Annotated in this window: 27 protein-coding genes and 1 pseudogene; 18 read left to right on the top strand and 10 right to left on the bottom strand. The window is 67.5% G+C overall.

What is annotated here, in order from left to right; all coding sequences use genetic code 11:
* Window positions 1–3 precede the first annotated feature (3 nt).
* Both AAHH99_RS23845 and AAHH99_RS23840 read left to right on the top strand, forming a co-directional pair.
* Window positions 4–351, top strand: a complete 348-nt coding sequence (locus AAHH99_RS23845; protein ID WP_418770932.1) for a hypothetical protein — start codon at window positions 4–6, stop codon at window positions 349–351.
* A complete protein-coding gene (locus AAHH99_RS23840; protein ID WP_418770931.1) occupies window positions 344–958 on the top strand; it encodes a Dabb family protein in 615 nt (204 codons plus the stop codon). Before AAHH99_RS23845 ends, AAHH99_RS23840 begins: the two co-directional genes overlap by 8 nt.
* A 76-nt stretch (window positions 959–1,034) precedes the next feature.
* Here AAHH99_RS23840 and AAHH99_RS23835 read toward each other — a convergent pair whose 3' ends face one another.
* Window positions 1,035–1,922 carry an SDR family NAD(P)-dependent oxidoreductase gene (locus tag AAHH99_RS23835; RefSeq protein ID WP_418770930.1) on the bottom strand — a complete coding sequence of 296 codons (888 nt, stop codon included), beginning with the start codon at window positions 1,920–1,922 and terminating at the stop codon, window positions 1,035–1,037.
* On the bottom strand, window positions 1,919–3,847 hold the full coding sequence (locus AAHH99_RS23830) for a flavin-containing monooxygenase (RefSeq protein ID WP_418770929.1): 1,929 nt from the start codon (window positions 3,845–3,847) through the stop codon (window positions 1,919–1,921). The genes AAHH99_RS23835 and AAHH99_RS23830 overlap by 4 nt, the downstream gene beginning before the upstream one ends.
* 102 nt (window positions 3,848–3,949) lie before the next feature.
* Here AAHH99_RS23830 and AAHH99_RS23825 point away from each other — a divergent pair, with 102 nt between their 5' ends.
* The 10 genes from AAHH99_RS23825 (at window position 3,950) to AAHH99_RS23780 (ending at window position 14,580) form a co-directional block, all read left to right on the top strand.
* Window positions 3,950–5,527, top strand: coding sequence for an acyl-CoA synthetase (locus tag AAHH99_RS23825; protein ID WP_418770928.1), 1,578 nt, complete (start codon window positions 3,950–3,952; stop codon window positions 5,525–5,527).
* A 27-nt stretch (window positions 5,528–5,554) separates the two neighbouring features.
* Window positions 5,555–6,661 (top strand): zinc-binding dehydrogenase, encoded by a 1,107-nt coding sequence (locus tag AAHH99_RS23820; RefSeq protein ID WP_418770927.1) that lies wholly within the window; start codon window positions 5,555–5,557, stop codon window positions 6,659–6,661.
* A gap of 16 nt (window positions 6,662–6,677) precedes the next feature.
* Window positions 6,678–8,096, top strand: coding sequence for an aldehyde dehydrogenase family protein (locus AAHH99_RS23815; RefSeq protein WP_418770926.1), 1,419 nt, complete (start codon window positions 6,678–6,680; stop codon window positions 8,094–8,096).
* Window positions 8,093–8,872, top strand: coding sequence for a crotonase/enoyl-CoA hydratase family protein (locus AAHH99_RS23810; protein WP_418770925.1), 780 nt, complete (start codon window positions 8,093–8,095; stop codon window positions 8,870–8,872). The genes AAHH99_RS23815 and AAHH99_RS23810 overlap by 4 nt, the downstream gene beginning before the upstream one ends.
* On the top strand, window positions 8,869–10,014 hold the full coding sequence (locus AAHH99_RS23805; RefSeq protein WP_418770924.1) for an acyl-CoA dehydrogenase family protein: 1,146 nt from the start codon (window positions 8,869–8,871) through the stop codon (window positions 10,012–10,014). Before AAHH99_RS23810 ends, AAHH99_RS23805 begins: the two co-directional genes overlap by 4 nt.
* Window positions 10,011–11,021 (top strand): acyl-CoA dehydrogenase family protein, encoded by a 1,011-nt coding sequence (locus AAHH99_RS23800; protein WP_418770923.1) that lies wholly within the window; start codon window positions 10,011–10,013, stop codon window positions 11,019–11,021. Before AAHH99_RS23805 ends, AAHH99_RS23800 begins: the two co-directional genes overlap by 4 nt.
* An 81-nt stretch (window positions 11,022–11,102) precedes the next feature.
* Window positions 11,103–11,591 carry a nuclear transport factor 2 family protein gene (locus tag AAHH99_RS23795; protein WP_418770922.1) on the top strand — a complete coding sequence of 163 codons (489 nt, stop codon included), beginning with the start codon at window positions 11,103–11,105 and terminating at the stop codon, window positions 11,589–11,591.
* 3 nt (window positions 11,592–11,594) lie between these two features.
* Window positions 11,595–12,446, top strand: coding sequence for an SDR family oxidoreductase (locus AAHH99_RS23790; RefSeq protein ID WP_418770921.1), 852 nt, complete (start codon window positions 11,595–11,597; stop codon window positions 12,444–12,446).
* A complete protein-coding gene (locus AAHH99_RS23785; RefSeq protein WP_418770920.1) occupies window positions 12,443–13,387 on the top strand; it encodes an alpha/beta hydrolase in 945 nt (314 codons plus the stop codon). The genes AAHH99_RS23790 and AAHH99_RS23785 overlap by 4 nt, the downstream gene beginning before the upstream one ends.
* A gap of 116 nt (window positions 13,388–13,503) precedes the next feature.
* A complete protein-coding gene (locus tag AAHH99_RS23780; protein ID WP_418770919.1) occupies window positions 13,504–14,580 on the top strand; it encodes a hypothetical protein in 1,077 nt (358 codons plus the stop codon).
* Window positions 14,581–14,638: 58 nt separating this feature from the next.
* Here AAHH99_RS23780 and AAHH99_RS23775 read toward each other — a convergent pair whose 3' ends face one another.
* Together AAHH99_RS23775 and AAHH99_RS23770 are read right to left on the bottom strand one after the other, a co-directional pair.
* Window positions 14,639–14,914, bottom strand: a complete 276-nt coding sequence (locus AAHH99_RS23775) for a ferredoxin (RefSeq protein WP_418770918.1) — start codon at window positions 14,912–14,914, stop codon at window positions 14,639–14,641.
* On the bottom strand, window positions 14,911–16,050 hold the full coding sequence (locus AAHH99_RS23770; protein ID WP_418770917.1) for a Rieske 2Fe-2S domain-containing protein: 1,140 nt from the start codon (window positions 16,048–16,050) through the stop codon (window positions 14,911–14,913). Before AAHH99_RS23770 ends, AAHH99_RS23775 begins: the two co-directional genes overlap by 4 nt.
* A gap of 101 nt (window positions 16,051–16,151) precedes the next feature.
* On the opposite strand from AAHH99_RS23770, the gene AAHH99_RS23765 reads away from it, so the two are divergent.
* Window positions 16,152–17,855 (top strand): 3-ketosteroid-delta-1-dehydrogenase, encoded by a 1,704-nt coding sequence (locus tag AAHH99_RS23765; protein ID WP_418770916.1) that lies wholly within the window; start codon window positions 16,152–16,154, stop codon window positions 17,853–17,855.
* A 4-nt stretch (window positions 17,856–17,859) separates the two neighbouring features.
* Here the strand turns inward: AAHH99_RS23765 and AAHH99_RS23760 are convergent, their stop codons facing one another.
* The gene (locus AAHH99_RS23760) at window positions 17,860–18,528 is read right to left on the bottom strand and encodes a PadR family transcriptional regulator (protein ID WP_418770915.1); all 669 of its coding nucleotides are present in this window, start codon (window positions 18,526–18,528) and stop codon (window positions 17,860–17,862) included.
* A 99-nt stretch (window positions 18,529–18,627) separates the two neighbouring features.
* Here AAHH99_RS23760 and AAHH99_RS23755 point away from each other — a divergent pair, with 99 nt between their 5' ends.
* The gene (locus AAHH99_RS23755) at window positions 18,628–19,224 is read left to right on the top strand and encodes a PaaI family thioesterase (RefSeq protein ID WP_418770914.1); all 597 of its coding nucleotides are present in this window, start codon (window positions 18,628–18,630) and stop codon (window positions 19,222–19,224) included.
* A 299-nt stretch (window positions 19,225–19,523) separates the two neighbouring features.
* Here AAHH99_RS23755 and AAHH99_RS23750 read toward each other — a convergent pair whose 3' ends face one another.
* The 3 genes and pseudogenes from AAHH99_RS23750 to AAHH99_RS23740 all read right to left on the bottom strand — a co-directional run bounded on the left by AAHH99_RS23750 (window position 19,524) and on the right by AAHH99_RS23740 (window position 21,947).
* The gene (locus tag AAHH99_RS23750; protein WP_418770913.1) at window positions 19,524–19,754 is read right to left on the bottom strand and encodes a DUF6400 family protein; all 231 of its coding nucleotides are present in this window, start codon (window positions 19,752–19,754) and stop codon (window positions 19,524–19,526) included.
* Between the two features lie 104 nt (window positions 19,755–19,858).
* Window positions 19,859–20,553 (bottom strand): annotated as a pseudogene (locus tag AAHH99_RS23745) (MBL fold metallo-hydrolase).
* Window positions 20,550–21,947, bottom strand: coding sequence for a xylulokinase (locus AAHH99_RS23740; RefSeq protein ID WP_418770912.1), 1,398 nt, complete (start codon window positions 21,945–21,947; stop codon window positions 20,550–20,552). The pseudogene AAHH99_RS23745 and the gene AAHH99_RS23740 overlap by 4 nt, the downstream one beginning before the upstream one ends.
* An 81-nt stretch (window positions 21,948–22,028) precedes the next feature.
* Here AAHH99_RS23740 and AAHH99_RS23735 point away from each other — a divergent pair, with 81 nt between their 5' ends.
* The 3 genes from AAHH99_RS23735 (at window position 22,029) to AAHH99_RS23725 (ending at window position 24,055) form a co-directional block, all read left to right on the top strand.
* A complete protein-coding gene (locus AAHH99_RS23735; RefSeq protein ID WP_418770911.1) occupies window positions 22,029–22,532 on the top strand; it encodes a DUF6328 family protein in 504 nt (167 codons plus the stop codon).
* A gap of 39 nt (window positions 22,533–22,571) precedes the next feature.
* Window positions 22,572–23,513, top strand: coding sequence for a DoxX family membrane protein (locus AAHH99_RS23730; RefSeq protein WP_418770910.1), 942 nt, complete (start codon window positions 22,572–22,574; stop codon window positions 23,511–23,513).
* Between the two features lie 62 nt (window positions 23,514–23,575).
* A complete protein-coding gene (locus tag AAHH99_RS23725) occupies window positions 23,576–24,055 on the top strand; it encodes an RDD family protein (RefSeq protein ID WP_418770909.1) in 480 nt (159 codons plus the stop codon).
* Window positions 24,056–24,096: 41 nt separating this feature from the next.
* Here AAHH99_RS23725 and AAHH99_RS23720 read toward each other — a convergent pair whose 3' ends face one another.
* Both AAHH99_RS23720 and AAHH99_RS23715 read right to left on the bottom strand, forming a co-directional pair.
* Complete coding sequence (locus tag AAHH99_RS23720; RefSeq protein WP_418770908.1) at window positions 24,097–25,533, bottom strand: GntP family permease; 1,437 nt, start codon at window positions 25,531–25,533, stop codon at window positions 24,097–24,099.
* A 103-nt stretch (window positions 25,534–25,636) separates the two neighbouring features.
* Window positions 25,637–26,140, bottom strand: coding sequence for a gluconokinase (locus AAHH99_RS23715; RefSeq protein ID WP_418770907.1), 504 nt, complete (start codon window positions 26,138–26,140; stop codon window positions 25,637–25,639).
* Between the two features lie 124 nt (window positions 26,141–26,264).
* On the opposite strand from AAHH99_RS23715, the gene AAHH99_RS23710 reads away from it, so the two are divergent.
* Window positions 26,265–26,978: a FadR/GntR family transcriptional regulator gene (locus AAHH99_RS23710; protein ID WP_418770906.1), complete on the top strand. Its 714-nt coding sequence runs from the start codon at window positions 26,265–26,267 to the stop codon at window positions 26,976–26,978.
* Window positions 26,979–26,997 lie beyond the last annotated feature (19 nt).

The following is a 26,997-nucleotide window of genomic DNA, read 5'->3' as shown; positions in this document are numbered from 1 at the left end:
GCCATGGCCGACGGTGAGGTGTTCGTCATCGACAGGGTCATCACCCGGCCCGGATGCGCACGGCGTTTCGTCGACACGTATCTGGCCGAATACGCGCCGGGGGCGCGTGATCGCGGGATGACGCTTCGCGACGTGCTCGTCAGCCCACCGATCTGGTTCGACGACCAATCCAACGTCATCACCGTGACGTGGTCGCTGCCCAGCCCGCAAGCCTGGTGGGAGATGACGTGGAAGGGCAGGCCCGACGCGACGCTCGGAGCGTGGTGGGACGGCGTGGCCGAGCTGGTCGTCGAGCGCACCCGCAGCGTCGCCGCCGCAGCAGGCGATGTCGACGGCTTGTGCGATGTATAGCGTCATCCGGCTGATCGATGCCGCCGATGCCACCGGACGTGACCGTTTGCTGTACGAGCTGCGCGAAGCCGCGACGGCCAGCAAAGCGGCCCACGCCCTGGTGCAGCCGACGCTGCCCGGCGTGCGCAACGGTGGCGACATCCTCATGCATCTGCGCTTTCGCAACGAAGACGAGTGGTCCTCGGTGGCAACGACTTTCGATTCGATCCTCGATCGCCCCGAGGTCGGCCGCGTCAACGGCGGCACCTACACCGGCGACGTGGTCGCCGCCCGAGACATCTCCGCCACCGTCTACCGGACACTGCTGCTGCGGGTACAACCGGACACCGACGAGGCGACGGTGGCGAGGTTCGAGGACGATCTGCGACTGCTTCCCCGCTATGTAACCTCGATCCGCACATGGCAACTCAGTCGCGTCGACTCGGCCGTCGGCGCCTCACCGTGGACCCACGTCTTCGAGCAGGAGTTCCGAGACCTCGACGGCTTGACCGGTCCGTACCTCATGCACCCCATCCACTGGGCGTACGTGGACCGCTGGTTCGACCCCGAATGTCCCGACGTCATCATCCGCGACCGGGTCTGCCACAGCTTCTGCAGCATGGAATGACCTGGCGGCTTATGCGTCGAGTTCTGCAGCAGGGCTGTGAAATCGCGCGATCCGCGACCCTCCCGCAGAAATCGCGCTAAAGACCGGCCGGCAGGATGTTTGGGTTGGCCGTCGCGGGAGGCTCCAAGGGCGGCAACTCGGTGACGCCATCGAGAGAGTGCACGGTCAGTCCCTGCGACCACGGATAGTGCAGGCTGAACGCGACCAGGCCGGTGCGCTCGGCGGCAGGCCGGTGACACATCGCGAGTACGGTCTCGGCGAGGTACTCCACCGGTTCGGTGGGGAAGCTGTCCGGGATGAGTTGTGCCGCACCGGGAGTGCGGATGGCAGTGGAAGGACCGACACAGTTCACCGCGATGTTCGCGTCGACCAACTCGGCAGCCACCCCCTGCGTGAAACGGTGTAGGGCCGCCTTGCAGGAAGCATAGACGACGTCACCCGACGACTTGTTGTACTCGCGGTACGGCCGCACCGGGGCGACGCCCGTCACCGACCCGATGTTGACGATCCAGCCTGCACCCCGTTCCCGCATGTGGGGCACGGCGGCCTTGGTCAACACGAACGGCGTGCGCAGATAGTGCTCGACGGTGCGGTCGAAGGTGTCCAGGCTCATCTCCTCGACCCGGGCGTAGTCGGCGAAACCCGCGTTGTTGACCAGGATGTCGAGGCCCCCCGCGCGTTCGACGACCTCGTCGATCAGCCGGCCCCGCTGATCGGGATCCTCGAGGTCGGCGGCGATGCCGATCGCCGTCCCGCCCGCCCCCTCGATCAGCTCGATAGTTTCGGCGATCGTTCCCGGCAGGGCCGTCGCCGCACCGCCGCGTATCGACGCCGACGGCTCGAACGACCTGGCCGTGACCACCACGGTCGCGCCCTCAGCGGAAAGGCGTTGCGCGACTGCGCGTCCGATGCCTCGGCTGCTGCCGGTGACGAGCGCCGTCTTCCCCGCGAGGAGGCCGGTCATCGGATCACGAAGTGTTCTTCGACGGGGGCGCGATGCTGGTGCCAGATGTCGACCAGGCGGTACGGCGTCGCGACGACCACTCGGCCGGACGCCGAACGGTAGTAGGTGTGTGCGTTCGGGGTGTGGCACCACACCGTCTGTGACATCGCCTCGTCGATCTGCGCGACGTAATCGTCGTAGGCCCTCCGCGTCACCTCGATGGTGGCGGCATCGCGCAGCGCGAGCAGTTGCAGGCATTCCATGATGTAGTGCGCGAGCACCTCCATGGAGAAGTTGGCGCCCGCGCCGTGGCCCGGGCTGTAGTTGGGCGCCGACGTGATGAACAGGTTCGGGAAGCCCGGCACCGTACCACCGCGGTACGCGCGCGGGCTGTCGCCCCACTCCTCGCGCAGTGTCCTGCCGTCGCGGCCACGGATGTCGACCGTGGACAGGAACTCGAGGTGATAGCCGGTGGCGTAGATGATCACGTCGAGATCGATCTGCCGCCCGTCCGCTGTGACGATGCCCGCCGCGTTGACGGCGGCCGGTTCGCTCGCCTCCACGTCGACGTGCTCGCGCGTCAGCGCCGCGTAGTAGCCACCCGGGTCGCGGATGATGCGCTTACCGTACGGCGCGAAGTCGGGGGTGACCTTCTTCGCCAGCTCCGATCCCTCGCCGAACGTCTGGTTGATGTATTCCATGCACATCTGCAGCAGGACGTCGTTGGCCTGCGAGATCGACAGATGGTCCTTCGCCCACTCGGGGTCGCGCAGGATGACGGGATAGTTGTTGTCGGCCGTCGCCCAATAGGACTTCAGCCGGTGCCAGTTCGCGTAATACGGCAGGTGCCGTCCGAGATACCGCCGGTACTCCGGGACGTCGTCGGACAACCGCTTTCGCGGAGCCACCCAGTGCGGCTGCCGTTGGAACACGGTCAGGTGTTCGACCTGGTCCACACACGCGTCGACGATCTGCACGGCGGTGCATCCCGCGCCGATGACGGCGACCCGCTTACCGGTGAGGTCCAGCGACGGATCCCACAGCGCCGAGTGAATGCTGGTGCCCTCGAACGATTCTCGGCCGGTCACATCGGGCCACCGCGGCCGGTTGAGATAGCCGGCGGCGGTGACGACCACCCGGGCGTAGCTGACATCGCGGTTGCCGTCGCGGTCGACCGCGTGGATCTGCCACTGGTTACGCGCGTCGTCCCACCACAGCGCCTCGACCTCGGTGCCGAACCGGGTGTGCTCACGCAGTCCGTGCTTGTCGGCCAGAGAGACCAGGTAGTCCTGATACTCCGCGCCCTGCGGGTAGTAGCTCGACCAGTCGGGGTTGACCTCCCGCGACAGCGAGTAGTACGCCGACGGCGTGTCGACACCGATACCGGGATACTTCGTCGTCAACCAGGTGCCGCCGACCTCGTCATTGCGGTCGAAGATCTGGTACCGCACCCCGGCGTCGGCCGCCGCCAGCGCGGTGATGATGCCGGCGATGCCCGCGCCGATGATCGCGACATTCGTCGTCGGCGGGATCGGCACGGTGCGCGGCAGCGTGGGCTGGGAGAGGTGAAAACCGCCCTGTTCGAGCAGGAGCGGAACGAACTCGTCGCCGACCTCGGAACCCAGCGCCACCGGCAGCGCGCGGGTGAACAGATCGATGTCGTCGGCGGCCATCGCCCCTTCGGTCCGCGGCGAGTACAGCGCCGAGACGACCGCGTCGACAAGCGCTGCCATGGTGTCGACGTCGGTGACGCCGGCGCGCTCCGGCGGATCGGGGATGTGGGTGATCTTCGGCCCGAACCGGTCGATCACCGAGGGATCACCCGTGAGCTGGGCCAGCACCGCGACCAGGACGCCAGGGTCCGCCTGAGCGAGATTCGCCCTCAGTTCATCGCGGTCGACGTCCGCGGCGTGCGGCGACGGTATTGCTCGAGCGTCAGCAGTCACGGTCACGAGTATCGGCGCGACGCGGCCGAGGAGGCAGTGCCCTGCCTACTGAGCGGGACACGAGTCCCTCGCCCCGCACCGGAGATGTTTACGCTGCCCGCCATGGATCTGGATGCGGTGGTCAACCAGGCACGCAGCCACACGTTGGGCGACATCCCGCGCCGTTCGGCCCGCAGGCAATCCGACAAGACCGCGATCATCGACGGCGATGTGGTGTTGACGTTCGCCGAGTTTGACCGACTCGTGGACCGGGCCGCGGCGGCGTTGCAGGACAACGGCTTCAACCCCGGTGACCGGGTGGCACTGCTGGCGCGCAACTGCTGGCAGTATGCGGTGCTCGCCTTCGCCACCGCCCGCGCCGCGGTGGTGTTGGTACCGGTCAACTTCATGCTGACGGCCGAGGAGATCGCCTACATCCTCGGCCACAGCAAGGCCGACGGTTTCATCGTCGAAGCAGAGCTGGCCGGCGTTGCCGAGGACGCGATGCGGATCGACGGAGCGGTGCGCGCCCGGGCGGCGATCGTCCGGCCCGGACAAAGCGTTCCGGCGGGCTGGAACGACTTCGCGCAATGGCTTTCCACCACCACCCCCGCGCCGACTCCACTCATCGAGGACGACCAGCTGCTGCGCTTGATGTACACCAGCGGCACGGAGTCGCGGCCCAAGGGCGCGATGCACACGAGCCGCAGCCTGATGTGGCAGTACGTCAGCACCATCGTCGCCGGATCGATGGCCGGTGACGACGTCGAAATCCACTCGCTGCCGCTGTATCACTGCGCGCAGCTGGACAACTTCATGGCCACCGACATCTATCTCGGCGCGACCAGCATCATCCTGCCAGGGCCCGATCCCGAGACGGTGCTGCGCACGATCGCCCACTACGGAGTGACCAACTACTTCGCGCCTCCCACGGTCTGGATCAGCCTGTTGCGGTGCCCGGTGTTCGACGAGGTCGATCTGTCGAGCCTGCGCAAGGGCTACTACGGCGCTTCGGCGATGCCGATCGAGATCCTCGCCGAGATCCGCGACCGGCTGCCGAACCTGAGGTTGTGGAACTTCTACGGCCAGACCGAGTTGGCGCCGCTGGCATCCGCGCTCGGACCCGACGAGCAGGACACCCACCCCGGTTCCGCGGGACGTCCGGTGGTCAACGTCGAGACGACGATCCTCGACGAAGACGACGCTCCCGTGGGACCCGGTGTGGTGGGTGAAATCGCCCACCGCAGCCCGCATCTGATGCTCGGCTATCTCGACGACCCGGCCAAGACGGCGGAGGCGTTCCGCGGCGGCTGGTTCCACTCCGGCGACCTCGGCTATTACGACGAACACGGGCTCCTGCACGTGGTCGACCGCAAGAAGGACATGATCAAGACCGGTGGTGAAAACGTCGCCAGCCGCGAGGTCGAGGAGGTTCTCTACCGGCACAACGGAGTTCAGGAGGTCGCGGTCTTCGGCCTTCCGCATCCGACGTGGGTCGAGACCGTGGTCGCCGCAGTGGTTTCCCGCGACGGAGCAGACCTGACCGAGGACGACCTGATCGCGCACTGCCGGCAGCATCTGGCCGGGTTCAAGACCCCCAAGCACGTCTTCTTCGTCGACACACTGCCGAAGAACCCGAGCGGCAAGCTGCTCAAGCGTCAACTGCGCGAACGCTTCACCGCCGAACCGCTGAGCCGCTGAGCCGCTGAGCCAGAAGGGAACTGAGGATTGTTCACAGGACGTATCGCGCGCTTCGACGCACCCGGAAAGCCATTCGAGATCGAAACCGTGAACTTGGCCGAGGTCGGCCCCGGCGAGATCCTGATCAAGGTCACCAGGACCAACATCTGTGGATCGGACCTGCACGCGTGGCACGGCACCTTCGCCACCCGCGGCCTGGGAGGACAACTCCCGACGGTGCTCGGTCACGAGATGGTGGGCGCGGTCTCCGAACTCGGTGCCGGCGTCACGGCGGACTCCAACGGCGCACCTCTGGAGAAGGGCAGGCGGGTGGTGTTCCCCTACTTCTTTTCCTGCCACCGGTGCCGAAACTGCCTGGCGGGCAGGCGCAACGCCTGCCTGAACCTCGCGATGGCCATGCTCGGACGCGCCGACGCACCGCCCTTCTTCGTCGGCGGCTACGGCGACTACTTCCTGCTGCCGGCCGGCGCGCTGGTGTACACGGTGCCCGACGTGGTCACCGACGACATCGCCTCGGGCGCCAACTGCGCGCTGTCGCAAGTGATGTACGGCCTCGAGCGCGTCGACCAGCAACTCGGCGAAACCGTCGTCGTGCAGGGCGCTGGCGCGCTCGGACTGTACGCGGTCGCGGTCGCCAAAGCCCGCGGCGCCGCCCTCGTCATCGCCATCGACGGTGTGTCCGAACGACTGGAGTTGGCAACGGCATTCGGCGCCGACGCGGTCATCGACATCACTACTGCCGCTACGGTCAAGGAGCGCACGAAGATGGTCCGTGACCTGACCGACGGCCACGGCGCCGACGTGGTGGTCGAGGTGGTCGGTCACCCCTCCGCCATCGACGAGGGCCTCAAGATGCTGGGTCAGTTCGGTCGTTACGTCGAGATCGGCAACATCAACATCGGCAAGACGTTCGAGTTCGACCCGTCACGCTTCGTCTTCGCCAACAAAACGATGGTGGGCGTTTCGCTCTACGAACCGTCGGTGCTCTCCAGAGCTCTGACCTTCCTCGAACAGCACCAGCACACGCTGCCCCTGCACCGGCTGGCTGCGGCGCAGTATCCGCTCGACGACATCAACGAGGCCTTCGCCGCCGCCGAGAACAAGCGCGACGTCCGCGCCAGCATCATTCCCTGATCCGCCAAGGAGATTCATGCACGACTACACCCGCAAGACGCTGTTCATCGACGGGCATTGGGTGGCGCCGTCGGCGGGCGACGTGATCGACGTCGTCGACCCCGCCACCGAGAAGGTGATCGGCTGTGTGCCCAACGGAACGGTCGCGGACGTGGACGCTGCGGTCGCTGCTGCCCGCCGCGCCTTCGATCCGCTGATCACCCGCGCCGAGCGGGCTGACCGGCTGGCCCGGGTGATCACCGCGATGGAGAAGCGGCTGCCCGACATCGCCGAGACCATCAGCCGGGAGATGGGCGCGCCGCTGCGGGTCGCGCAGGGCGTTCAGACCAAGGTCCCACTGGCGGTGGCCCGCGGTTTCGCCGACGTCCTCGAGTCCTTCGAATTCGAAGAGCGCGTGGGCAACTCGTTGGTGCTGCGCGAGCCGTACGGGGTCGTCGGCGCCATCACCCCGTGGAACTACCCGCTGTACCAGGTGGTGGCCAAGGCGCTTCCCGCGATCGCCGCGGGCTGCACCGTGGTCCTCAAGCCGAGCAACGAGGCGCCGCTGTCGGTGTTCGAGTTCATCGGAGCGGTCGAGGAGGCCGGACTTCCCGACGGTGTGGTGAACCTGGTATCGGGCCGCGGATCCGTGGTGGGCGAGCGCATCGCGTCGCATCCCGACGTCGACGTGGTGTCGTTCACCGGGTCGACCGCCGTGGGCCGCCAGGTCGCCGAGCTCGCCGCCGGATCGGTGAAGAAGGTCGCCCTCGAACTCGGCGGCAAGTCCGCCAACGTCATCCTCGACGGCGGCGACCTGACCACCGCGGTCAAGGTCGGCGTGGGCAACGCGTTCCTCAACGCCGGGCAGACCTGCATGGCCTGGACCCGGATGCTGGTGCCGCAGTCGCGCTACGACGAAGCCCTCGAACTGATCGAGGCCGCCGCCGCCAAGTACACCGTCGGCGACCCGTCCGACCCCGGCACCCGCATCGGCCCCCTGGCCTCGGCCGCGCAGTTCGAGTCCGTGCGCGGGTTCATCGACCGCGCACGCCGCGGCGGCGCCCGCCTGCTCACCGGTGGATCCGAACCGGTCCGCGACACCGGCTACTACGTCGCGCCGACCGTGTTCGCCGACGTCGACCCCGACTCCGAGTTGGGCCAGGAGGAGGTGTTCGGGCCGGTGCTCGCGGTGATTCCGTTTCGGGACGAAGACGACGCCCTACGCATCGCCAACGGCGCGCCATACGGGCTCGCGGGCGCGGTCTGGGGTCCCGACCTCGACACGGCCATCTCGTTCGCCCGGCGCGTGCAGACTGGACAGCTCGACGTCAACGGCGGCATGTACAACCCGGTCGCGCCGTTCGGCGGATACAAGAAGTCCGGCGTCGGCCGGGAGCTCGGTCGCGCGGGGTTCGAGGAATTCCTGCAGACCAAGTCCCTACAGTTGCCGTCATGAGCACACCGCTGAACATCGCCGCTCACGGTGCGACGCTGACGTGGACCATCGATCTGCCCGAAGTCGGCAACGCGATCACCGACAAGGGCTTCATCTCGGCGTTCGAGGCCGCCGTCGACGCCGCCAACGCCGATATCGAGGTGCGCGCGGTGATCCTGACGGGCGCGGGCAAGATCTTCTCCGCGGGCGGCAACGTCAAGGAGATGGCCGATCGCACAGGGATGTTCGGCCTCGACGCCCTCGACCAGCGGCGCGCCTACGTCGACGGGATCCAGCGCATCCCGCGCGCACTCGGTCGCCTGGAGGTCCCCCTGATCGCCGCGGTCAACGGTCCCGCCGTGGGAGCGGGCTGCGACCTCGCCATGATGTGCGACATCCGGGTGGCCTCCGAGCGGGCGTCGTTCGCCGAGAGCTTCGTGCAGATCGGCATCATCCCGGGCGACGGTGGCACGTGGTTCCTGCCGAGGGCGATCGGCTACGAGCGCGCCGCCGAGATGACGTTCACCGGTGACCGCATCGACGCGGCCACCGCCTTGGAGTGGGGCATGGTCAGCCGCGTCGTGCCGCACGACGACCTTCTCCCGCAGGCGCTCGAGCTGGCCGACCGGATCACGAAGAATCCCTCCCACGCCCTGCGGATGGCCAAGCGTCTGCTGCAGGAGTCGCGGGCCGGCTCGCTGGACTCCACGCTGGCCATGGCCGCGGCCATGCAGCCGCTGGCCCACCGCGACCGGGAGCACGAACAGCGCATCAGCCGATGGCGGACCGCACCGTGACGCTCCCCCGCCTGGTTCCCCCGGCGGCCGTCGACGCCGCTGCGACGGCGGCCCTGCGAGCCGAGGTACGTGAATTCCTCGCCGAGCAGCGTGCCGCGGGCGCCTTCACACCGTCGGTCGACGCGTGGCTGACGGGGTGGGACGAGGACTTCACCAAAGCGCTTGCCGCACAAGGCTATCTCGGAATGACCGTGCCCATCGAGTACGGCGGGCACGGACGCTCGTTCGTCGAACGGTTCGCGGTGACCGAGGAATTGCTCGCCGCGGGCGCACCGGTCGCGGCGCACTGGATCGCTGACCGGCAGATCGTGCCGTCGTTGCTCAAGTACGGCACGGAACTGCAGAAGAGGGAGTTCCTTCCGCGAATCGTGCGCGGCGAGTGCTTCTTCGGCATCGGCATGAGCGAACCCGATTCCGGCTCCGATCTTGCGAGTGTGCGCACCAAGGCGGTGCAGGTGGACGGCGGCTGGTCGCTCTCGGGGACGAAGGTGTGGACCTCGGGGGCGCACTACGCGCATGCGTTCATCGCGTTGGCCCGCACCGCGCCAGTCGACCCGGACAACCGCCACGCCGGGTTGAGTCAGTTCATCGTCGACCTGCGCGGACCGGGTGTGCACATCCGGCCTGTCGTCTCGATGAACGGCGCACACCACTTCAACGAGGTGATCCTCGACGGCGCCTTCGTGCCCGACGACATGGTGTTCGGTGAGATCGGGGCGGGCTGGCGCCAAGTCACCTCGGAGCTGGCCTTCGAGCGCAGTGGACCCGAACGGTTCCTGTCCACCTTCGTGTTGTTGCAGGCTTGCGGCGAAAAGATGGCAGCACAGGAAATTTCGCGGGATGCCGACCTCGGTCGCCTCGCCGCCAGAACCGCCGGACTGCACCAGATGTCGACCGCCGTCGCGGGCGCACTGGAGCGGCGCGAGCCCGCCGATGTTCCCGCGGCGGTGGTCAAGGTGCTCGGCACCACCACCGAGGGTGACATCGCCGACTTCGCCGACAGGCTGACCGACGCGATCACGGATCCCGGTCTCGCCGAACTGGTTTCGAGAGCCGTGGATCAGCGTCCGGGCTTCACGCTGCGCGGTGGCACCAACGAGGTGTTGCGCGGCGTGATCGCACGAGGATTGGGGCTGCGATGACCGTCGACCCGGCCCTCATCGAGATGATGGACGCGGTCTTCGCCGAGTACCGCGACGCCCACCCGCCGGCGAAGGCCGTCGAACGGGACACCGAGTTGTGGCGGCGCCTCGACGACCTGGGCCTGGTCCGCCTGACCGGCGCCGAGGAGTCGGGCGGCAGCGGAGCGGGCTGGTTCGAGGCCGCCGAACTGCTGGCGGCCGCCGCCCGCAACGCGGTGCGAACACCATTGGCCGAACACGACCTACTGGCCTGCTGGCTGCTCGAAGCGAACGGGATGGGCAGCGACGACGCGGTGCGCACGGTGTGCATACTCGGTGACGACGGAACCGCCGGCGGTGTCCCCTGGGCTGCGGCCAGTGACCGGGTGGTCGTCGTCTGGCGCGACGGCGACGACCACCTTCTCGCCGACGTCGACGCCGCCGCGCTCTCGATCACGGCCGGCAGCAACCTGATCGGTGAACCCCGTGACTCCGTGCAGGCCGACGTCGCCGCGCTCGACGGCGTACCGGTGACCTCCGATCTGGTGGCCGAATTGTGGCTGAGAGCCGCGATGGTGCGGGCGATCCAGGTGTGCGCGGCGCTCGACCGGATCGTCTCATCGTCGGTCGAACACGCCGCGTCGCGAATCCAGTTCGGCCGACCGTTATCCCGCTTTCAGGCCGTCCAGCACCTGATCGCGGACCTCGCCGCCGAAGCGGCGTTGGCGCGGGCGGCGACCGAGGGCGCGCTGACGACCGCCGTGACGAGCGGCTGGTCGACGGGCAACCTCGCCTTCCGCGTCGCGGCGGCACGCTCCTGCGTCGGTCATGCCACGTCGGTCGTGGTGCGCAACGCCCACCAGGTGCACGGCGCGATCGGTACCACCTTCGAGCACCGGCTGCACGAGTTCACCCGCGCCGCACTCGCGTGGCGATCCGAGTTCGGGACGGTGCGTTACTGGGACCAACAGGTCACCGACGCGACGCTGGCCGCCGGAGCCGACATGTGGAGCCTGATCGTCGACTGATCCGGCCACCGGACCGCGCAGTGTTCCACTGACCGGGCATCGTCGCGCCACGTCCCGGTCGTCGGCGGTTGACTCGCACCCATGAGCAACGAGATCACGCTGTCCGAGGTCCAGGAGTTCATCGCCGCCTTCTGGTACCACTACGACCAGGGTCACTTCGCCGAACTCGGGGCCCGGCTCGGTGACGAGATGGAATACCTGAGCCGATCCGATTCCGGGAACTGCCCGTTCGAGGACCTGCTGGCCGCCGAGTTGCACGGCAAGGACGAGACGTTGGCGTGGTTGACCCAGCACCGCAACGAGAATCCGTACCCGCTGCGCCACCACGCCACCAACGTCTTCCGCACCGGCGTGAACGGGGACGTCACCACCGCACGCTTTTACCTGTACGTGAACCAGGTGACGAACAACGTCCCGTTCGACGTCTCCAGCGGCGTGGTCGACGTCGGCATCCGCCGCGAGGGCGACGGCCTGGTGTTCACGTCGATGACCGTGATCCTCGACGCCGAGGACTCCGTCACGTTCTCCGAGCACGCCGTCAAGACCGCCACCGCCTCGACCGCTTCGTAACGCGTGGACGCACGCGCGACGTTCGGCGGTGGTGTCGCGGTCATCACCGGCGCCGGCAACGGGATAGGCGCGGGGCTGGCACGCCATGCCGCCGCGCTGGGCATGACCGTCGTGCTGGTCGACATCGACGCCGCGGCGATCGCGGCGCTTCGCGACGAGCTCGCGGGCTCGGTGGACCTGGTGTGCGATGTGCGGGACCCCGAGGCGCTCGAAAGAGTTGCCGCACAGGTGTACTCGGAGATCGGCCCGGTTCGGCTGCTGGTCAACAACGCCGGCGTCGAGCAATTCGGATACCTGTGGGACACCCCGGTCGCCAATTGGGACCGGCTGGTGGACATCAACGTCAACGGTGTGTTCTACGGAATCCGTGCATTCCTCCCGCGCATGATCGCCGCGAACACTCCGTCGTGGGTGTGGAACCTGTCGTCCATCGGCGGAGTCGCCGCCGTGCCGCTGCAGGCGCCCTACATCATGAGCAAGCACGCGGTGCTGGCGCTGACCGAATGTCTGCGCCTGGAGGTCGAATTGGCCGGCCACGGCGACCGGATCCACGTTCAGGCGGTGCTGCCCGGCGCGGTGAAGTCGAACATTTTCGAGTCCGCAGGCGGCGTGGACGACGGCGACGTCGGGGCCGCGGAGTCTCAGCGCGCCGCGATGCTCGATATCAAGGCCGAGGCGATGGATCCGGTCGAAGCGGCACGGGTGGTGTTCGAGCAGGCCGCGGCCGGTGAGTTCTATCTGCTCACCCAGTCCGAGTACGTCGGCAACGCCATGTCGGAGCGGGGAGCAATCCTGGCGTCGCGCCGGGCGCCGGTCCTGCGCACCAAGCGGCGATTCGACCCGTCACGCCAATGACCACATCGAAACAGGGTGTCCCGCAACTGGATCTCGACGCCACGGCGCGGGTTGCTCAGTTCGGGGATATGGCGCCGATGCGGGAGCGTGGGCTGGACGCCGTGCGTGACGCGTTGGAGTCCGCCCCCCTGCCGGTGATGCCCGCGATGGCCGATGTCGAGGATCGGATCATCGAGGGCCCCGTCGGGGAGATCCCGCTGCGCATCTACCGACCGTCAACCGACAGCGACGCACCTGCGGTCGTCTACTTCCACGGCGGCGGGATGGTTCTGGGCTCCAACCGCTCGTTCGAACCGTTGGCGCGCAACCTCGCCCACCACTCCCACGCCACGGTGGTGTCCGTCGACTATCACCTCGCTCCGGAAGCGGCTCCCCCCGCGCAGTTCGACGACGCCTACGCCGCGGCCTATTGGGTGGCCGCCCATGCCGACGACCTCCGCATCGACAGCGCCCGGGTCGCGGTGGCGGGCGACAGCGCCGGGGGCACGCTGGCTGCCGGCGTCGCGTTGGCCGCCCGCGACCGCGGTGGCCCCACCCTGTTCGCTCAGGTGCTGATGTATCCGGGCGTCGACAAGGATCTCGACGTCCCGTCGATCCGGGCCATGCCCGAGGCGCCGATGCTCACCCTCGTCGACATCGAGTACATGCACGAGCTGGCCGACGGCCCCGACCATCCGTACACGGTTCCCGCACGCGCACAGGATCTATCGGGCCTGCCACAGGCCGTCGTCGTGACGGCCGAAGCCGATCCGATCCGCGACTGGGGCGAGCGGTATGCGCTTCGGCTGCGCGACGCCGGAGTCCAGACGACGCTGACCCGCTACCCCGGCATCTACCACGGGTTCCTGATGCGCTCGGAGGCGACGGCCCGCGGGCGCCTGGCGGTGGCCGAGATCGGCGCGCTGCTGCGCGCGAAGTTCGCCAATCCGCTGCCCTTCTGAACGAGCGGAAACAGATGTCCCGATGACCGGACAGGCACGCGGCCACTTGCGGGCCGCAGCACCAGAATTGGCCAAGCGACCGGCATGAGATGCCGACCTCGAGAGTAGGAGAGAACATGCTCACCCAAGAGCAGCGGATGGAGTTGTCCGACATCCTGCGGCCCGCCTCACCGCCCCGCGAGATCGACAACCTCTACACCGACGACCAGCGGGAGCGACTCCTCGACGTGGTGCGCACCCAGGGGCCGTGGAAGCTGATCATCGCCCAGCACTTCGCGTCGGCCGAAGAACTGATGGCCACCATGAGCGGGTTGTTCCCCGATGGCTTCACCCCCTCGCTGGATCTGTTCCTCACCGCGACGTTCCGCGGCTATCTAGCCAACTACGGCACGGTGCTCTACCCCGAGTTGCACGACTGCTTCTACAACCAGCGCTTCGTCGAGTACGCGAAGAGCTACTGGAACGCCGAGTACGCCAAGCCCGAGATGATGCTGTTCAACATCAACGGCCCCTGCGCCAACCGCGATCCCGGCCACCTGGACTCCCCCAGCTTCCGCGGCGTGCGCCACGAGAACGCTCCGACCTGGCTGACCAGCGTCATGGGCAAGTCCGGGCTCTTCCGCGACTACCTCATCAAGATGGCTCAGGTCATCACGTGGTTCTCGCTCGACGAGGGCAGCGGCTTCACCTACTGGCCCGACGGACCCCTCAAGCCGCCGAAACGCCTGCTGCCGCCGGTCTACAACCGCGGTGTGCTTGTGCAGAACGAGATGATGGTGCACCGCGGCGAGGCCAACGGGCCGCTCGATCAACAGACCCCGGCCGGGCTGGCGTTCGACACGGTGTTCACCGGAGATCCGTCGGACCGCGACTTCTGGCTGCTCAAGAACGGCGACGAGGTGATCGCCCGCCACCACACCGACGAACTGCGGTTCCTGGTGCACTGGTCGGCAGAGGTCTTCACCGACTTCGACGAGCTCAAGAAGAACATGGACGGCAGCGACGATCTGACCATCGACAAGGCGATTGACATGCTCGTCGACGATGTGCACTCCAAGGGCATCAAGCTCGACGTGCCGAGCGAGCCTCTGCACGATCCGGAGTTCATCGCGGCGCTGAACGCGGTTTACGACCTCGGCGGGCCGGCGGAGTACCCGAAGGAAGCTCCCCTGTCGGAATTCCAGCTGACCTAGTTGCGATTTCGGTGCGCTATCAGTCGCTAGTCGCTCGGCGATCGGTAGCGCACCGAAGTCACGCCGTTTCGTCGACGATCGGCAGCGCCCCGCGACGCGCCGCCTCCTCGATCGAATCCCGAAGCTCGAAGCAGACCAGAAACGGCCTGCCGTCGTGTGCGTGGATGGCTTCGGCGTCGCGGCGCTGGTGACACTTCCCGGCGGACTCGGCGTCCCATTGCACGCTGGTCTGCTGCCAGGTGCTCTTGCGCACCAGAACGGTTGCAGCGCAGAGCCGGCACGCCACCGAGGTCATCGGCGCGTCGGCGAGTCGGTTGTCCTGGCGGACGGTCATCCCGCGCTCGTGACGGCGTCCCGCGCGGCGATATTGGCCTCGACGACCTTCATCCACTCCTCGCGCGGCCGGGTGGTGTCGATCTCGTATTCGAAGCGGTCCACCATGTCCGGCGACACGTCGGCGACGTCGACGTAGAACTGCTCGTACCACCGACGCAGTTGGTAGACCGGCCCGTCCTCCTCGCACAGCAGCGGATTGTCGATACGGGCCTTGTTCTTCCAGATCGCGACGTCCTGCTCGAAACCCATCTTCACGAAGTCGCCGAGACCGATCGCCGTCTGCATCGCGAGGTCCTCAGGCAGGTTCTCGGACTTCTTGACGATGATCCCGTACTGCAGCACGAAGGAGTTCTGGTCGATCGGATAGTGGCAGTTGATCAACACCGTCTTGTGGTCGATGTCGGTGTAGTGGTATGTGAGGTCGTCGATCATGAACGATGGCCCGAAATACGATGCGACCGAGGTGGTTCCGAGCATCTGCGTCGGACCGGGCTCGCCGAGGTCGGCCCTCCCCGCGCTGTTCATGTACTGGGTCGCGACATGGCCTTCGAAGATGTTCTTGAAATGCGTTGGCAGCGAACCGTGAATGTAGAAGAAGTGCGCCATGTCGACGACGTTGTCGATGATCTCGCGGCAGTTGGTGTTGACCACAGTGGTGTACCAGTGCCAGTGGGTCCACTCATCGCTCGTCGCGCCCTCGATGCGCGGAATGGTGACCTCCGGCGGAGGGGCGTTGCCCTCCGGGTCGTTCCAGACGAACAGCATGCCGTCCTGTTCGAGCGTGGTCCACGTGGCGGTGCGGGCCAGCCGGGGCACGCGCTTGCTGTAGGGCACCTTCTTGCATCGCCCGTCGCCGCCCCAGCGCCAGTCGTGGAACGGGCACGCGATCTCGTCGCCCTTCACCTCGCCCTGGCTCAGGTCGCCGCCCATGTGCCGGCAGTACGCGTCCAGGACGTTGATGCGGCCGTCACCGCCGCGGAACACCACGAGCTTCTTGCCGAACGCGTGCACTTGGTGTGGTTTCCCGTCACCGAAATCTCTGACCAGGCCCAAGCAGTGCCATCCCCGAGCGAACCGCGACGGCGCGGCCTCCGCCTCGATCTGGCGGACCTCGATATCGGTGTCCATCGTCATACCGCTGTTCTAGCAGCGATCGCCGACCGTGTTCACGGTTCTGTTCCGCTCATCAGGACATGGGTTCCGGCCCGGCTCGAACCGCTCTAATTTGACCGGTTGTGAGTAGCGCATACGGGGCGACGATCCCCGACGGCTTGCCGATGACCGACATGAACGTCGATCTGGTGGTGGTCGGGTCCGGCACCGGCATGGCCGCCGCCCTCGCCGCTCACGAGCGCGGCCTGTCCGTGCTGATCGTCGAGAAGTCGGCCTATGTCGGAGGTTCGACCGCACGTTCCGGCGGCGCGCTGTGGCTCCCGGCCAGCACGGTCATCAAAGGCGACGGCGGCGCCGACACCGCGGAGCGGGCCAAGACGTACCTCGACGCGGTGGTGGACGGCACCGCGCCCGCGCAGCGGTCGGACGCGTTCCTGGCGAACGTCGGCGCGACGATCGAGCTGCTACGGCGGGCGACGCCGATGCGGCTCTTCTGGGCCAAGGAGTACTCGGACTACCACCCCGAAGCGCCCGGCGGCACCGCCGTGGGTCGAACGTGCGAATGTCGTCCGCTCGATTCGGCGATCCTCGGCCGGTACCGCACGCGCCTGCGGCCCGGCGTGATGGAGGCCAAGGTCCCGATACCGACCACCGGCGCGGACTACCGCTGGATGAACCTGATGTCGCGGGTGCCGCGCAAAGGGCTGCCGGTCATCGCCAAACGCCTCGGCCAGGGAATCGGCGGATTGGCCCTCAAGCGGCGGTATGTCGCCGGCGGTCAGGCGCTGGCTGCCGGGCTCTTCGCCGGTGTGCTGCGCGCGGGCATCCCCGTGTGGACCGGCACCACCTTGCGTCGGCTCGTCACCGACGGCGACCGCGTGAGCGGCGTGGTGCTCGAGCACAACGGCGCGGATATCACGGTGTCGGCGCGCCGCGGTGTCGTGCTCGCGGCGGGCGGTTTCGACCACGACATGGACATGCGCTGGAAGTTCCAGTCGGAAACCCTGGACGAGCATGCCAGCCTCGGCGCGGAGACGAACACCGGCGACGCAATACGCATCGCCCAAGACGCCGGCGCCGCAACCGATCTGATGGATCAGGCGTGGTGGTTCCCCGCCGTCGCGGCGCTGCCGGACGCGGACCCCAAGGTCATGCTGGCCGAACGGTCACTTCCCGGATCGCTCATCGTCGACCAGACCGGGAGCCGGTTCGTCAACGAGGCGACAGACTACATGACGTTCGGGCAGCGGCTGCTCGAACGTGAACGTGCGGGGAATCCGGTGGAATCGATGTGGATCGTGTTCGACCAGGGGTATCGCAACAACTACGTCTTCGCCGCCGAACTGTTCCCGCGCATGGCGATTCCCCAGAGGTGGTACGACGCCGGCATCGCGCACCGCGCCGACTCCATCGCCGGACTCGCCCCCAAGATCGGCGTCGACGAGTCGACGCTGACCGCGACCGTCGAGCGCTTCAACGAAAACGCTGCCGCCGGAGTCGATCCCGACTTCCTGCGCGGTGCCAGCGCGTACGACCGCTATTACGGCGATCCGACCGTCACGCCGAACCCGAACCTGCGCCCGTTGAACCGGGGGCCGTTCTACGCCGTGAAGATGGTGCTGAGCGATCTCGGCACGTGCGGCGGCCTGCGGGTCGACGACCACGCCCGCGTGCTGCGGGAGGACGGCCGCGCGATCGACGGGCTGTACGCGATCGGCAACACGGCCGCCAATGCGTTCGGCACCACCTATCCCGGGGCGGGCGCAACGATCGCGCAAGGTCTGGTGTACGGCTACATCGCCGCCTCGGACGCCGCAGACGGGTGACCGATCAGTCCTCGGCGTCGGCCTTCTTCTCGATCTCGTACCAGTATTCCGGTGCGGGCCAAGGGATTTGCGTACCGCGTTCGATGCCCGCATCGGCGAAGGTGGCCTCGGCCTCGTCGAGCTCCTTGAGCATCTTCATGGCGAGCTCGCGTTCGGACGCGTAATACCGCTCGGCCCACTGCAATGCGACCTTCGCGTAAGCCCACGACGGGTCCACTCCCGCCCACTTGGCGTCCTTGGCGGCCTGGCGCTGCATGTCGTCGGCGTAGGCGATGTGCTCCTGCAGGATTTCCTTGAGGCGCTCCGGATCGGTCAGATGCCCGAAGGTCACGCGCAGCAACGGGTTGTGCTTGAGCACCGGCGGATCGACGGGTGCCTCGTTGGCCCACCGCCGCACCGCGTCGAGACCCGCGGGGGTGATCTTGTAGAGCCGACGGTTGCGGGTGCCGCCGGTGTTCTCGACGCGTGACGACAGCAGCCCCAGCTTCTCCAGCTTCTTCAGCTCCGAGTAGATCTGGCTGTAGGCGGGGCTCCCGTAGAAGAACCGCATGCTCCATTCGATCCACTTACGAATGTCGTAGCCCGACAATTCGTGTTCGTAGGTCAGCATGCCGAGCAGCGCCCAACTGGTCGCGGCCAGATTCGGCTTCGCGTCGGACGTGCTTTTCGCCATTTGCCTAGCCTAACAACGGTTGAGCACACCGCACGTCCAACGCACCACTGGCCGGGAGGCCGCCTTGCGGAGCCGCCGAGGCGTGCGCACGCTGAAGCCATGGCCGGTTCCGAACTCGACGACCTGCGCGCGGTGTACGAACCGTTGACGCAGTCGGTGCGCCGACTCATCGACGTCACGATCCGCACCCATGCGGACGCAGCGACCGTCGCGGCCGTGAAGGACCGAATCGATTGCGCCAGTGACGAACTCAGTGAATCAATGCGCGACGGCTCGTTCGGACTGGAGCACACCCGCGGCGGCGAGCCCATGGTGTGGGGCAATGTCGTCATCGGTGTGCGCAACCCGGCCGCCCCACCGCTGGTGGTGCATCACGAGCCCGACGGCCGAGTCTGGGCGGAGTTCACGCTCGGCGCCGCGTTCGAGGGCCCACCAGGGCATGTCCACGGCGGAGTCTGCGCGATGCTGCTCGACCACGTGCTCGGCGCGACGGCGCACAAGCCGGGCAAGCCCGCCGTCACCGGAACGCTCACCACGCGGTACCGGCGCGGAACCCGGCTCAGCCGCCCGCTGCGCGCGGAGGCCTGGATCGACCGCATTGAGGGTGCCAAGACGTTCGCGGTCGGTCATATCGCGGACGCCGACGGCGTCACCGTCGAGGCCGACGGCGTATTCATCCACCCGCGTAACCCCTGAGCCGGGCGTCAGCCGCCGTCGAGTTTTGCGCCAAGGCTGTGATTTCGCCGCCGAAACCACGACCGTGGTGCAGAAATGGAGTCGCCCGTCAGGCGGCCCGGCGCCTTCGGTGACGCGTATCGGTCGACCACAGGTGCCCGCAGGTCGGGCACTGCAGGTAGATCACGGTGGCCTGGTTGCTCAGGAGGTACTGCCAGTGGTCGGCGCAGTTGCGCCGGCGTGAGCACTCGGCGCAGCCGGCGCCGTGAACACAACCGGGGCATTCGAGCCACGCCCGCCGGGAGCGGTCCGCGGTGGGATCAATCGGCAGCACGCGTCACCGTCCGATCCGGCAGGACACCCACGCGCACGAGCTCGTCGTAGATCCGCTGCTGATCGGCGTCCAGATCGCTGTACAGCATGTCGTAGGCCTGCCGCTCCTGCTCCAGCGCGGCGATCGGATCCCAGTCGTCGCCGATGGCCTCGAGGACGGCCGCGCGACGCCTCCCCTCATCGAGCGTCAGGTCGTACGCGAATTCGAAATCAGGCATGTTAGTGAGGCACCCTCGAGTAATCGGTCGATATGAAACGGCCAGAGTGCACGGCCGGCAGCCCGATGACAATGAATTAAGTCACATCGATGTGTTGAAATTCGTCACTGTCGTTCCGCGAGCCACCGGCGCTGCCGCCGGATGAACCCTGCATCGACGGCCACGCCGTGACCGGGCACGTAGATCGCGTCGTCGCCGCCGGCCGCCAGCACGCGATCGAGCGTCGAGGGCCATGCGTCGAGGTCGGAGCCGTCCTCGACAGACGGATCGCCGGACTCTTCGACGAGGTCACCGCAGAACACCACGCGCGTGTCGGCCCCGGACACCACCGCGATCAGATCGTGGTCGGTGTGGCCGCGGCCGGGATGGCTGACCGACACCGTCCGCCCTCCAAGGTGGAAATCGGCCTCCCATACCTGACGGTCCGGCTCGCGCAACGCGCCGATGGCCGCGTTCACTTCGTCGGGGTCGGCACCGTGGCGCACCGCGTCGTCGCGCAGGTGCCGCTTGCGGTGGATCACCGTCTCGGCCACCGGCGGCGCGCAGCACACCAGGGCCCCCTCGAAGACGGAGAAACCGAGAACGTGATCGAAGTGGTGGTGCGTCAGCAGCACGTGCCTCACGGGCGCCGCGACGAGCTCGGCGACGTCGGTGCCGATGGCGCGCGCCTCGGTCAACGTGCTCCCGGTGTCGATCAGCAGGCAGGCGCATCGCCGGCCACCAACCCCACGGTGACGTCACAGAATGGCAGCCGGGTGCGAAACACCCCGTCTGCCAACCGATCCCACTGGTAGTTCACTGTCCCAGCGTGAGCGGTTGCGCGGACCGATACTGCTCGAGCACCGATGGTGTGGGATCCGCGTGGTAGGTCGCCGTTTCGCCGAGCGTCCACGACGGCGGGGCGTCGGCGTTGGTCAGCGTCCAGGCGGCCTGCCTGGCGGCACCCAGCGCCACGTACTCGGCCGGTTCGGGCACCTGCACCGTCGTTCCCAGGACCGCCGGCGCGATTCGCCGAACCGCCTCCGAACGCGCCCCTCCACCCGTCAGCATGACCCGCCGCACGTCGACACCGTGCGCCCTGATCTTGTCGATGCAGTACGCCATCGAGCACAACAACCCCTCAACAGCAGCCCGGGCGACATTGGCGGGCAGGAGGTTTCGCGTGGTCACGCCGTGCAGGGCCCCGGCGGCGGCGGGCAGGTTCGGTGACCGCTCCCCCTCCAGGTACGGCACCAGCGTGAGCCCGTCGGCGCCGGCCCGCGCCGACAGCGCCAGGCCGTCGAGTTCGTCGAACTCTACGGCCAACATCCTGGCAACGGCCGCCAGCACGGGAGCACCGTTGAGGGTGCACACCAACGGCAACTGATTTCCGGTGGCGTCCGCGAAACCGGCGACGATGCCCTCCGGATCCCGAGGTGCGACCGTTCCGACGGCGCTGACCACCCCGGAGGTTCCCAACGACACGACGCAATCGCTTTGCCCGGCGCTCAGCCCGAGCGCCGCTGCCGCGTTGTCGCCCGCGCCCGGGCCCAACAGCGCGCCCGTCGTCGAGTACCCGGCCGGTGCGGACGGTCCGAGCACCGGCGGGACGAGTGGTCTCCTCCCGCGCATGGCCATCTCGAGTAGGTCGATGTCGTAGTGGCCGGTCGCCGACGAGAAGTACCCCGTACCACTGGCGTCACTGCGGTCCGTGCGGAGGTCGCCAAGGTCGGAAGACCCGCTGAGCCGCCAGGTGAGCCAATCGTGTGGAAGACACACCGCCGCGGTCGCCTCCGCGTGGGTGGGTTCATCATCGGCAAGCCAGCGCAGCTTCGTCGCGGTGATCGACGCGACCGGCACCACGCCCACACGCGCGGCCCACTCGTGCGGGCCGCCCAGCTCATCGACCAGGTCGACGGCGGCCGCGCTCGACCGAACGTCGTTCCACAGCAGCGCATCTCGCACTATCCGCCCGTCGTCGTCCAGGCAGATCATTCCGTGCTGCTGCGCCCCCACCGAGATCGCCGCCACGTCGTCCAACCCGCCCGCCGCCGAGACGGCGGCCTGCAAAGCCGACCACCACGACTGGGGATCGACCTCGGTGCCGTCCGGGTGCGGGGCCGAACCCGACCGGACCACCGACCCGGTCTCGGCATCACAGACGATCACCTTGCAGGACTGAGTGGATGAATCTATTCCCGCGACGAGCGCCACCTTCGCCAACCTACTCCGGCAGCGCCCGCCACAAACCGCGGTTCGATCGACCAACCGCGGCGCCGGCTGCCAGAATCAGGTGTGCACTCGGAGCGCCCCGACCTGGCAGGGCCTGACGGCTACCACCGCGACGAGACGGAAGCTCAACGGCTGGACCGTAATTGGTCCAGCTTGCTGCAGGAGCTACGGGTGGCTCAGACGGGTGTCCAGCTGCTCACGGGCTTCCTGCTGATCTTGCCGTTCACCGACCACTTCTCCGATCTCGACGGTGTCATGCGGACCGTCTACCTGGTGACGGTGGCCTGCTCGATAGGGGCGACGGTCCTGCTCATCGCTCCGGTGAGCATGCACCGGCTGTTGTTCCGTCGGCACCGCATGCGCACGTTGGTGTCGATGGCGCACTCCTTCGCCATCACCGGCACGCTGCTCCTCGGCGTCGCGCTCGCCGGCGTGGCGACGATCATCTTCGACGCCGTCGCCGACCGGGTGGCGGCATGGATTGCCGGGGGCGGCGTGCTGGGCGCGCTCACTGTGTTCTGGTATCTCGTGCCGCTGCGACACCGCACTGCCCGCGATGCCTCGTAACGACGTTTGCGTCCCCGTTCGCCTGGGAACACCTCGCGCATGTTGATTCGACGTATCGCGCGCCCGATGCTGTCAGCAGCCTTCATCGCCAGAGGCGTCGAGGCCCTACGCAGCCCGAAACCCGCGGCCGATGCCGCACGCCCGACGCTCGAGGGTCTGAGCAAACTGCCGGACCCGGTCGGTACCAACGTTCCCACCAACGCCGAGACCGTCGCCCGTGCCACCGCCGCCGTCCAGATCGGAGGTGGCCTGCTGCTGGCCACCGGCAAACTCCCCCGGCTCGCATCCGCCGCGCTCGCGCTGAGCGTGGTGCCGGGCAGCCTTGGCGGACATACGTTCTGGAGCGAGACAGACCCCGAGCGCAAGGCCGAAGAACGGCGTGCATTCTTCACCGACGTGAGCCTGATCGGTGGGCTGATCATCGCCGCGGTCGACACCGAGGGCAAACCCTCAATCGGTTGGCGCGGTCGACGCGCGGCGCACAAGGTGTCCGAAGCGGTCAGCACGGCGCTGCCTGTCGGGGCGGCGGCCGGTGGCACTCTCGCTGACAGCGCGTTGGCCGACAAGGTCGGTCACGGTCTGCAGGTCGGTGCCGAACGAGGCCGCGAGTTCGCCCACGTCGCCCGCGAGCGCGGCGCCGAACTGGCCGAGGTCGCCCGCGAACGCGGACCCGAACTCGCCGAACGGGCGCGCAAGCGTAGCGCCGAACTGGCCGACGTCGCCCGCGAACGCGGACCGGAGCTGGCCGAGGTGGCGCGCAAACGCGGTTCGGTGCTCGCCGACGTCGCGCGCGAGCGGGGCTCGGAGTGGGCCGACGTCGCCCGCGACCGTGCGCCCGAACTGGCCGAGACGGCGCGCGGGCGCGCGACGGAGCTTGCCGAGACGGCGCGCAAGCAAGCCGACACGGCACGCAAACAGGCCGAGACGGCCCGCAAGCAGGCACGCAAAGAGGCCAAACGCCAGCAACGAAAGCTTCGCTGAGCTCCTCACCCAGCGATCTAAAGCGCCCCTGATCCGTCGGGGTCGCCGGTACATTGACTCGGATGACTAGCGGAAATCCCGGACCCCAGCCTGAACAGTACGGCGGCTATCCCGTGGGCGGCGGTCAGCCGGGCGGCGTGCTTCTTCGTTGGCTCGCGCGGTTCATCGACGGCATCCTCGTCGGAATCGTGAGTTGGCTGTTGGCCTTCGCCACCGATTCCGCCTCCAACATCATGGTCACCGGTTTCTTCACCGGCGGCCTGATGTTCGTCTACTTCCTCGCGTTCGAAGCCGGTACGGGTTCGACACCGGGCAAGAAGTTGCTCGGCCTGACCGTTCGCGGCCCTGGCGGGGCAGCCAAGCCGACCGCCGCGCAGGCGGCCATTCGCAACTCGTGGACGCTGCTCCCGATCATCCCGTTCGTCGGCGGACTGCTCGGCGTCATCGCGATCATCGTCATCGCCGTGACCATCAGCGGCAGCCCCACCAAGCAGGGCAAGCACGACGAACTCGCGGGCGGTACGCAAGTCGTCAAAGGTTGATCGTCAGAGCGGTCGACGCCGTTGGCACAACTTGTTCGGGGTCAGATCACCAGCCACACAACGAGGCTGAAACCGAATGCGGTGAGGCCGAGCGCGGTCTCCATGACCGTCCAGGTCTTCAGCGTGGTCTTCACGTCCATCCCGAAGAAGCGGCTGACCAACCAGAAGCCCGAGTCGTTGACGTGTGAGAGCACGGTCGCTCCAGCGGCGATGGCGATGACCAGCAGGGTGAGGTGAACACTACTCAAGGACGCCTCGCCCGCCGCGGCGCTGAGCAGACCCGCCGTCGTCGTGATGGCGACCGTCGCCGAACCCTGGGCCACGCGCAACAGCGTCGCGATGATGAAGGCCTGAACGATCAGCGACATTCCGAGTCCCGACAGCGAGTCGCTCAAGGCGCTTCCGATGCCGCTCAACCGCAGCACCCCGCCGAACATGCCGCCGGCGCCGGTGATCAGGATGACCGAGCAGATGGGCCCGAGGGCCTTGTCGTAGAGGGCGCTGACGTCGTCCATCGACCGGCCCCGCCGCAGCCCAAGCACCACGGCCGCAACGATCACCGTGATCAGCAAAGCGACGCTGGTGTTGCCGAGCAACATGAGGTAGCGGGCCCAGGTGGCGTCCTCTTCCAGCACGCCGGCGGAGACCAAGGTGTCGAGAACGGTGTTGAACGAGATCAACACGAACGGCAGGAGCAGCACGCCGAGCACGGTGATGAACGACGGTGCGGTTCGGGCCGCGGTGGCGACCGCTGAATTGCCGGTGCCGGCGGTGGCCTCAGGCTCGGCATTAGTTGCTCCGCCGTTCACCTCGCCGAACAACGCCGTCGGGACGTCGACGTGGACGCGGCGCCCGATCACCCGGGAGACCAGCAGCACGCCGATGTACCAGGACAGAATGGCGACCGGGGCGCCGATCAGAAGCGTCACGCCGATGCTCGCGCCGAGCGCTTCGGCCGCTGCGACTGGACCGGGATGGGGTGGGACCAGGGCGTGCATCGCGGCGAAGGCTCCGGCGGCCGGCAGACCGTAGAGCAGCAGCGAACCCCCGAAGCGGCGGGCGACGGTCATGACAATCGGCAGGAAGACGACGAGGCCCGCGTCGAAGAAGATCGGGAAACCGAACAGCAGAGCGGCGACGCCGAGGGCGAGTGGGGCCCGTTTCTCACCGAAGCGGGCAATGAGCGTATCGGCGAGAACCTGGGCGCCGCCGGTGACTTCGAGCAGCCGGCCGAGCATGACGCCGAAGCCGACGAGCAGGGCCACCGAGCCGAGGGTGTTCGAGAAGCCGTAGCTGATGGCGTCGGGAACGTCGCCCACCGGGATGCCCGCGGCCAGCGCCGTGAGCACGCTGACGAGCACCAGCGCTACGAAGGCGTGCAGCTTGACCTTCATGATCAAAAACAGCAGCAGCGCCACCGCGCCCGCAGCGATCAACAGGAGCGTCGTGGCTCCGTAGGCGGGATCGATTGCTTCCATCAGGCCTCCGAACTGTCAGTGCCATGCGATTTCACTTATCGGTGAATAATCAAAGTGCTTTACTGGCAATGTCTTTGGCTCATCCGGTGTGTCGGTCACGCGCTTACCGGTCGGTCGAACCCGTTGTCGAAACGTAGCTGTCGATGATGGCATCGATGCTTTGGTCGACGTCGATGTCAACACCGTGCTCATCGGATCCCAGCGGTTCGAGAGTCTCGAATTGCGAAACCAGCAGCGATGCCGGCATGAAGTGACCGGGACGGCTGGCCTGCCGCCTGCCGATGACCTCGGGGGTTCCGACCAGATGCAGCAGTGCCATCTCAGGGCAGTGAAGCCGCAATTGATCGCGGTACTTGCGCTTGAGCGCAGAGCAGCTCATCACCCCGCCCGTTTCGCACCGTTCGGCCAACCACTCCCCGATCGCTTCGAGCCACGGATAGCGGTCGTCGTCGTTGAGCGCCTCACCGGCCGTCATCTTCGCGATGTTGGCAGGCGGATGAAAGTCGTCCGCGTCGGCGAACGGTACGCGCAGACGCTGCGCAAGCGCGGCACCCACCGTCGACTTGCCCGAGCCCGAGACGCCCATGACAACGATCGGAGATGCCATTCCCTCCACCTACCCAGTTGTGTTTGGCATCACACAGCATGCCGTAATAGGCATACGATTGCAATAGCGTCACTTATTGATATGTCTTTAATCGGGTTTGGTGATCTTATGAAAAGATGTATGCGTGGCGTCTCAACCAATCGTCGGCGCGCTGCATGGCAATCTTCTCAAGGCGCTGGGCACCGCGATCGTCTCCGGTGAGTATCCCCCCGGGCAGGTGTTGACCCTCGATGGGGTCAGCGCGCGTCACGGGGTGTCGCGCAGCGTGGCGCGCGAGGCGATCCGGGTGCTCGAATCGATGGGCATGGTGGAGTCGCGGCGACGGGTGGGCATCACGGTCCAGCCCGCAGAGAAGTGGAACGTCTTCGACCCCAGGCTGATTCGCTGGCGCGTGGAGGCCGGCGACCGGGCCGCCCAACTCCTCTCGCTTTCCGAGCTACGCCGCGGGTTCGAGCCGGCGGCGGCGGCGCTGGCCGCGCGGCGGGCCGGCCCCGATCAATGCCGCATCATGGCGGCCGCCGTTTCGGACATGGTCGTACACGGTCGCGCAGGTGATCTCGAGGCTTATTTGGAGGCCGACAAGCTGTTTCACCGGACCATGTTGGAAGCCAGCGGCAACGAGATGTTCCGCGCGCTCGACGGCGTGGTCGCCGAGGTGCTCGCCGGGCGGACGCACCACGGGATGATGCCCTCGACACCGAACCCGGCCGCGATCAACCTGCACGACGAGGTGGCACGCGCGATCAGGATGCGCGACGAAGTGGCGGCCGAACAGGCCATGCGCGCGATCATCGACGAAGCCAGTTCGGCGGTGTCCGGGGATGACTCAGGCCTTTGACCCGTCTTGATCGGGCCGC

This window comes from Mycobacterium neumannii, assembly GCF_048452905.1.
GTDB classification, from domain to species: domain Bacteria; phylum Actinomycetota; class Actinomycetes; order Mycobacteriales; family Mycobacteriaceae; genus Mycobacterium; species Mycobacterium neumannii_B.
The sequence above is the reverse complement of the archived record's forward strand: the minus strand, read 5'-3'. Positions and strand labels throughout refer to the sequence as shown.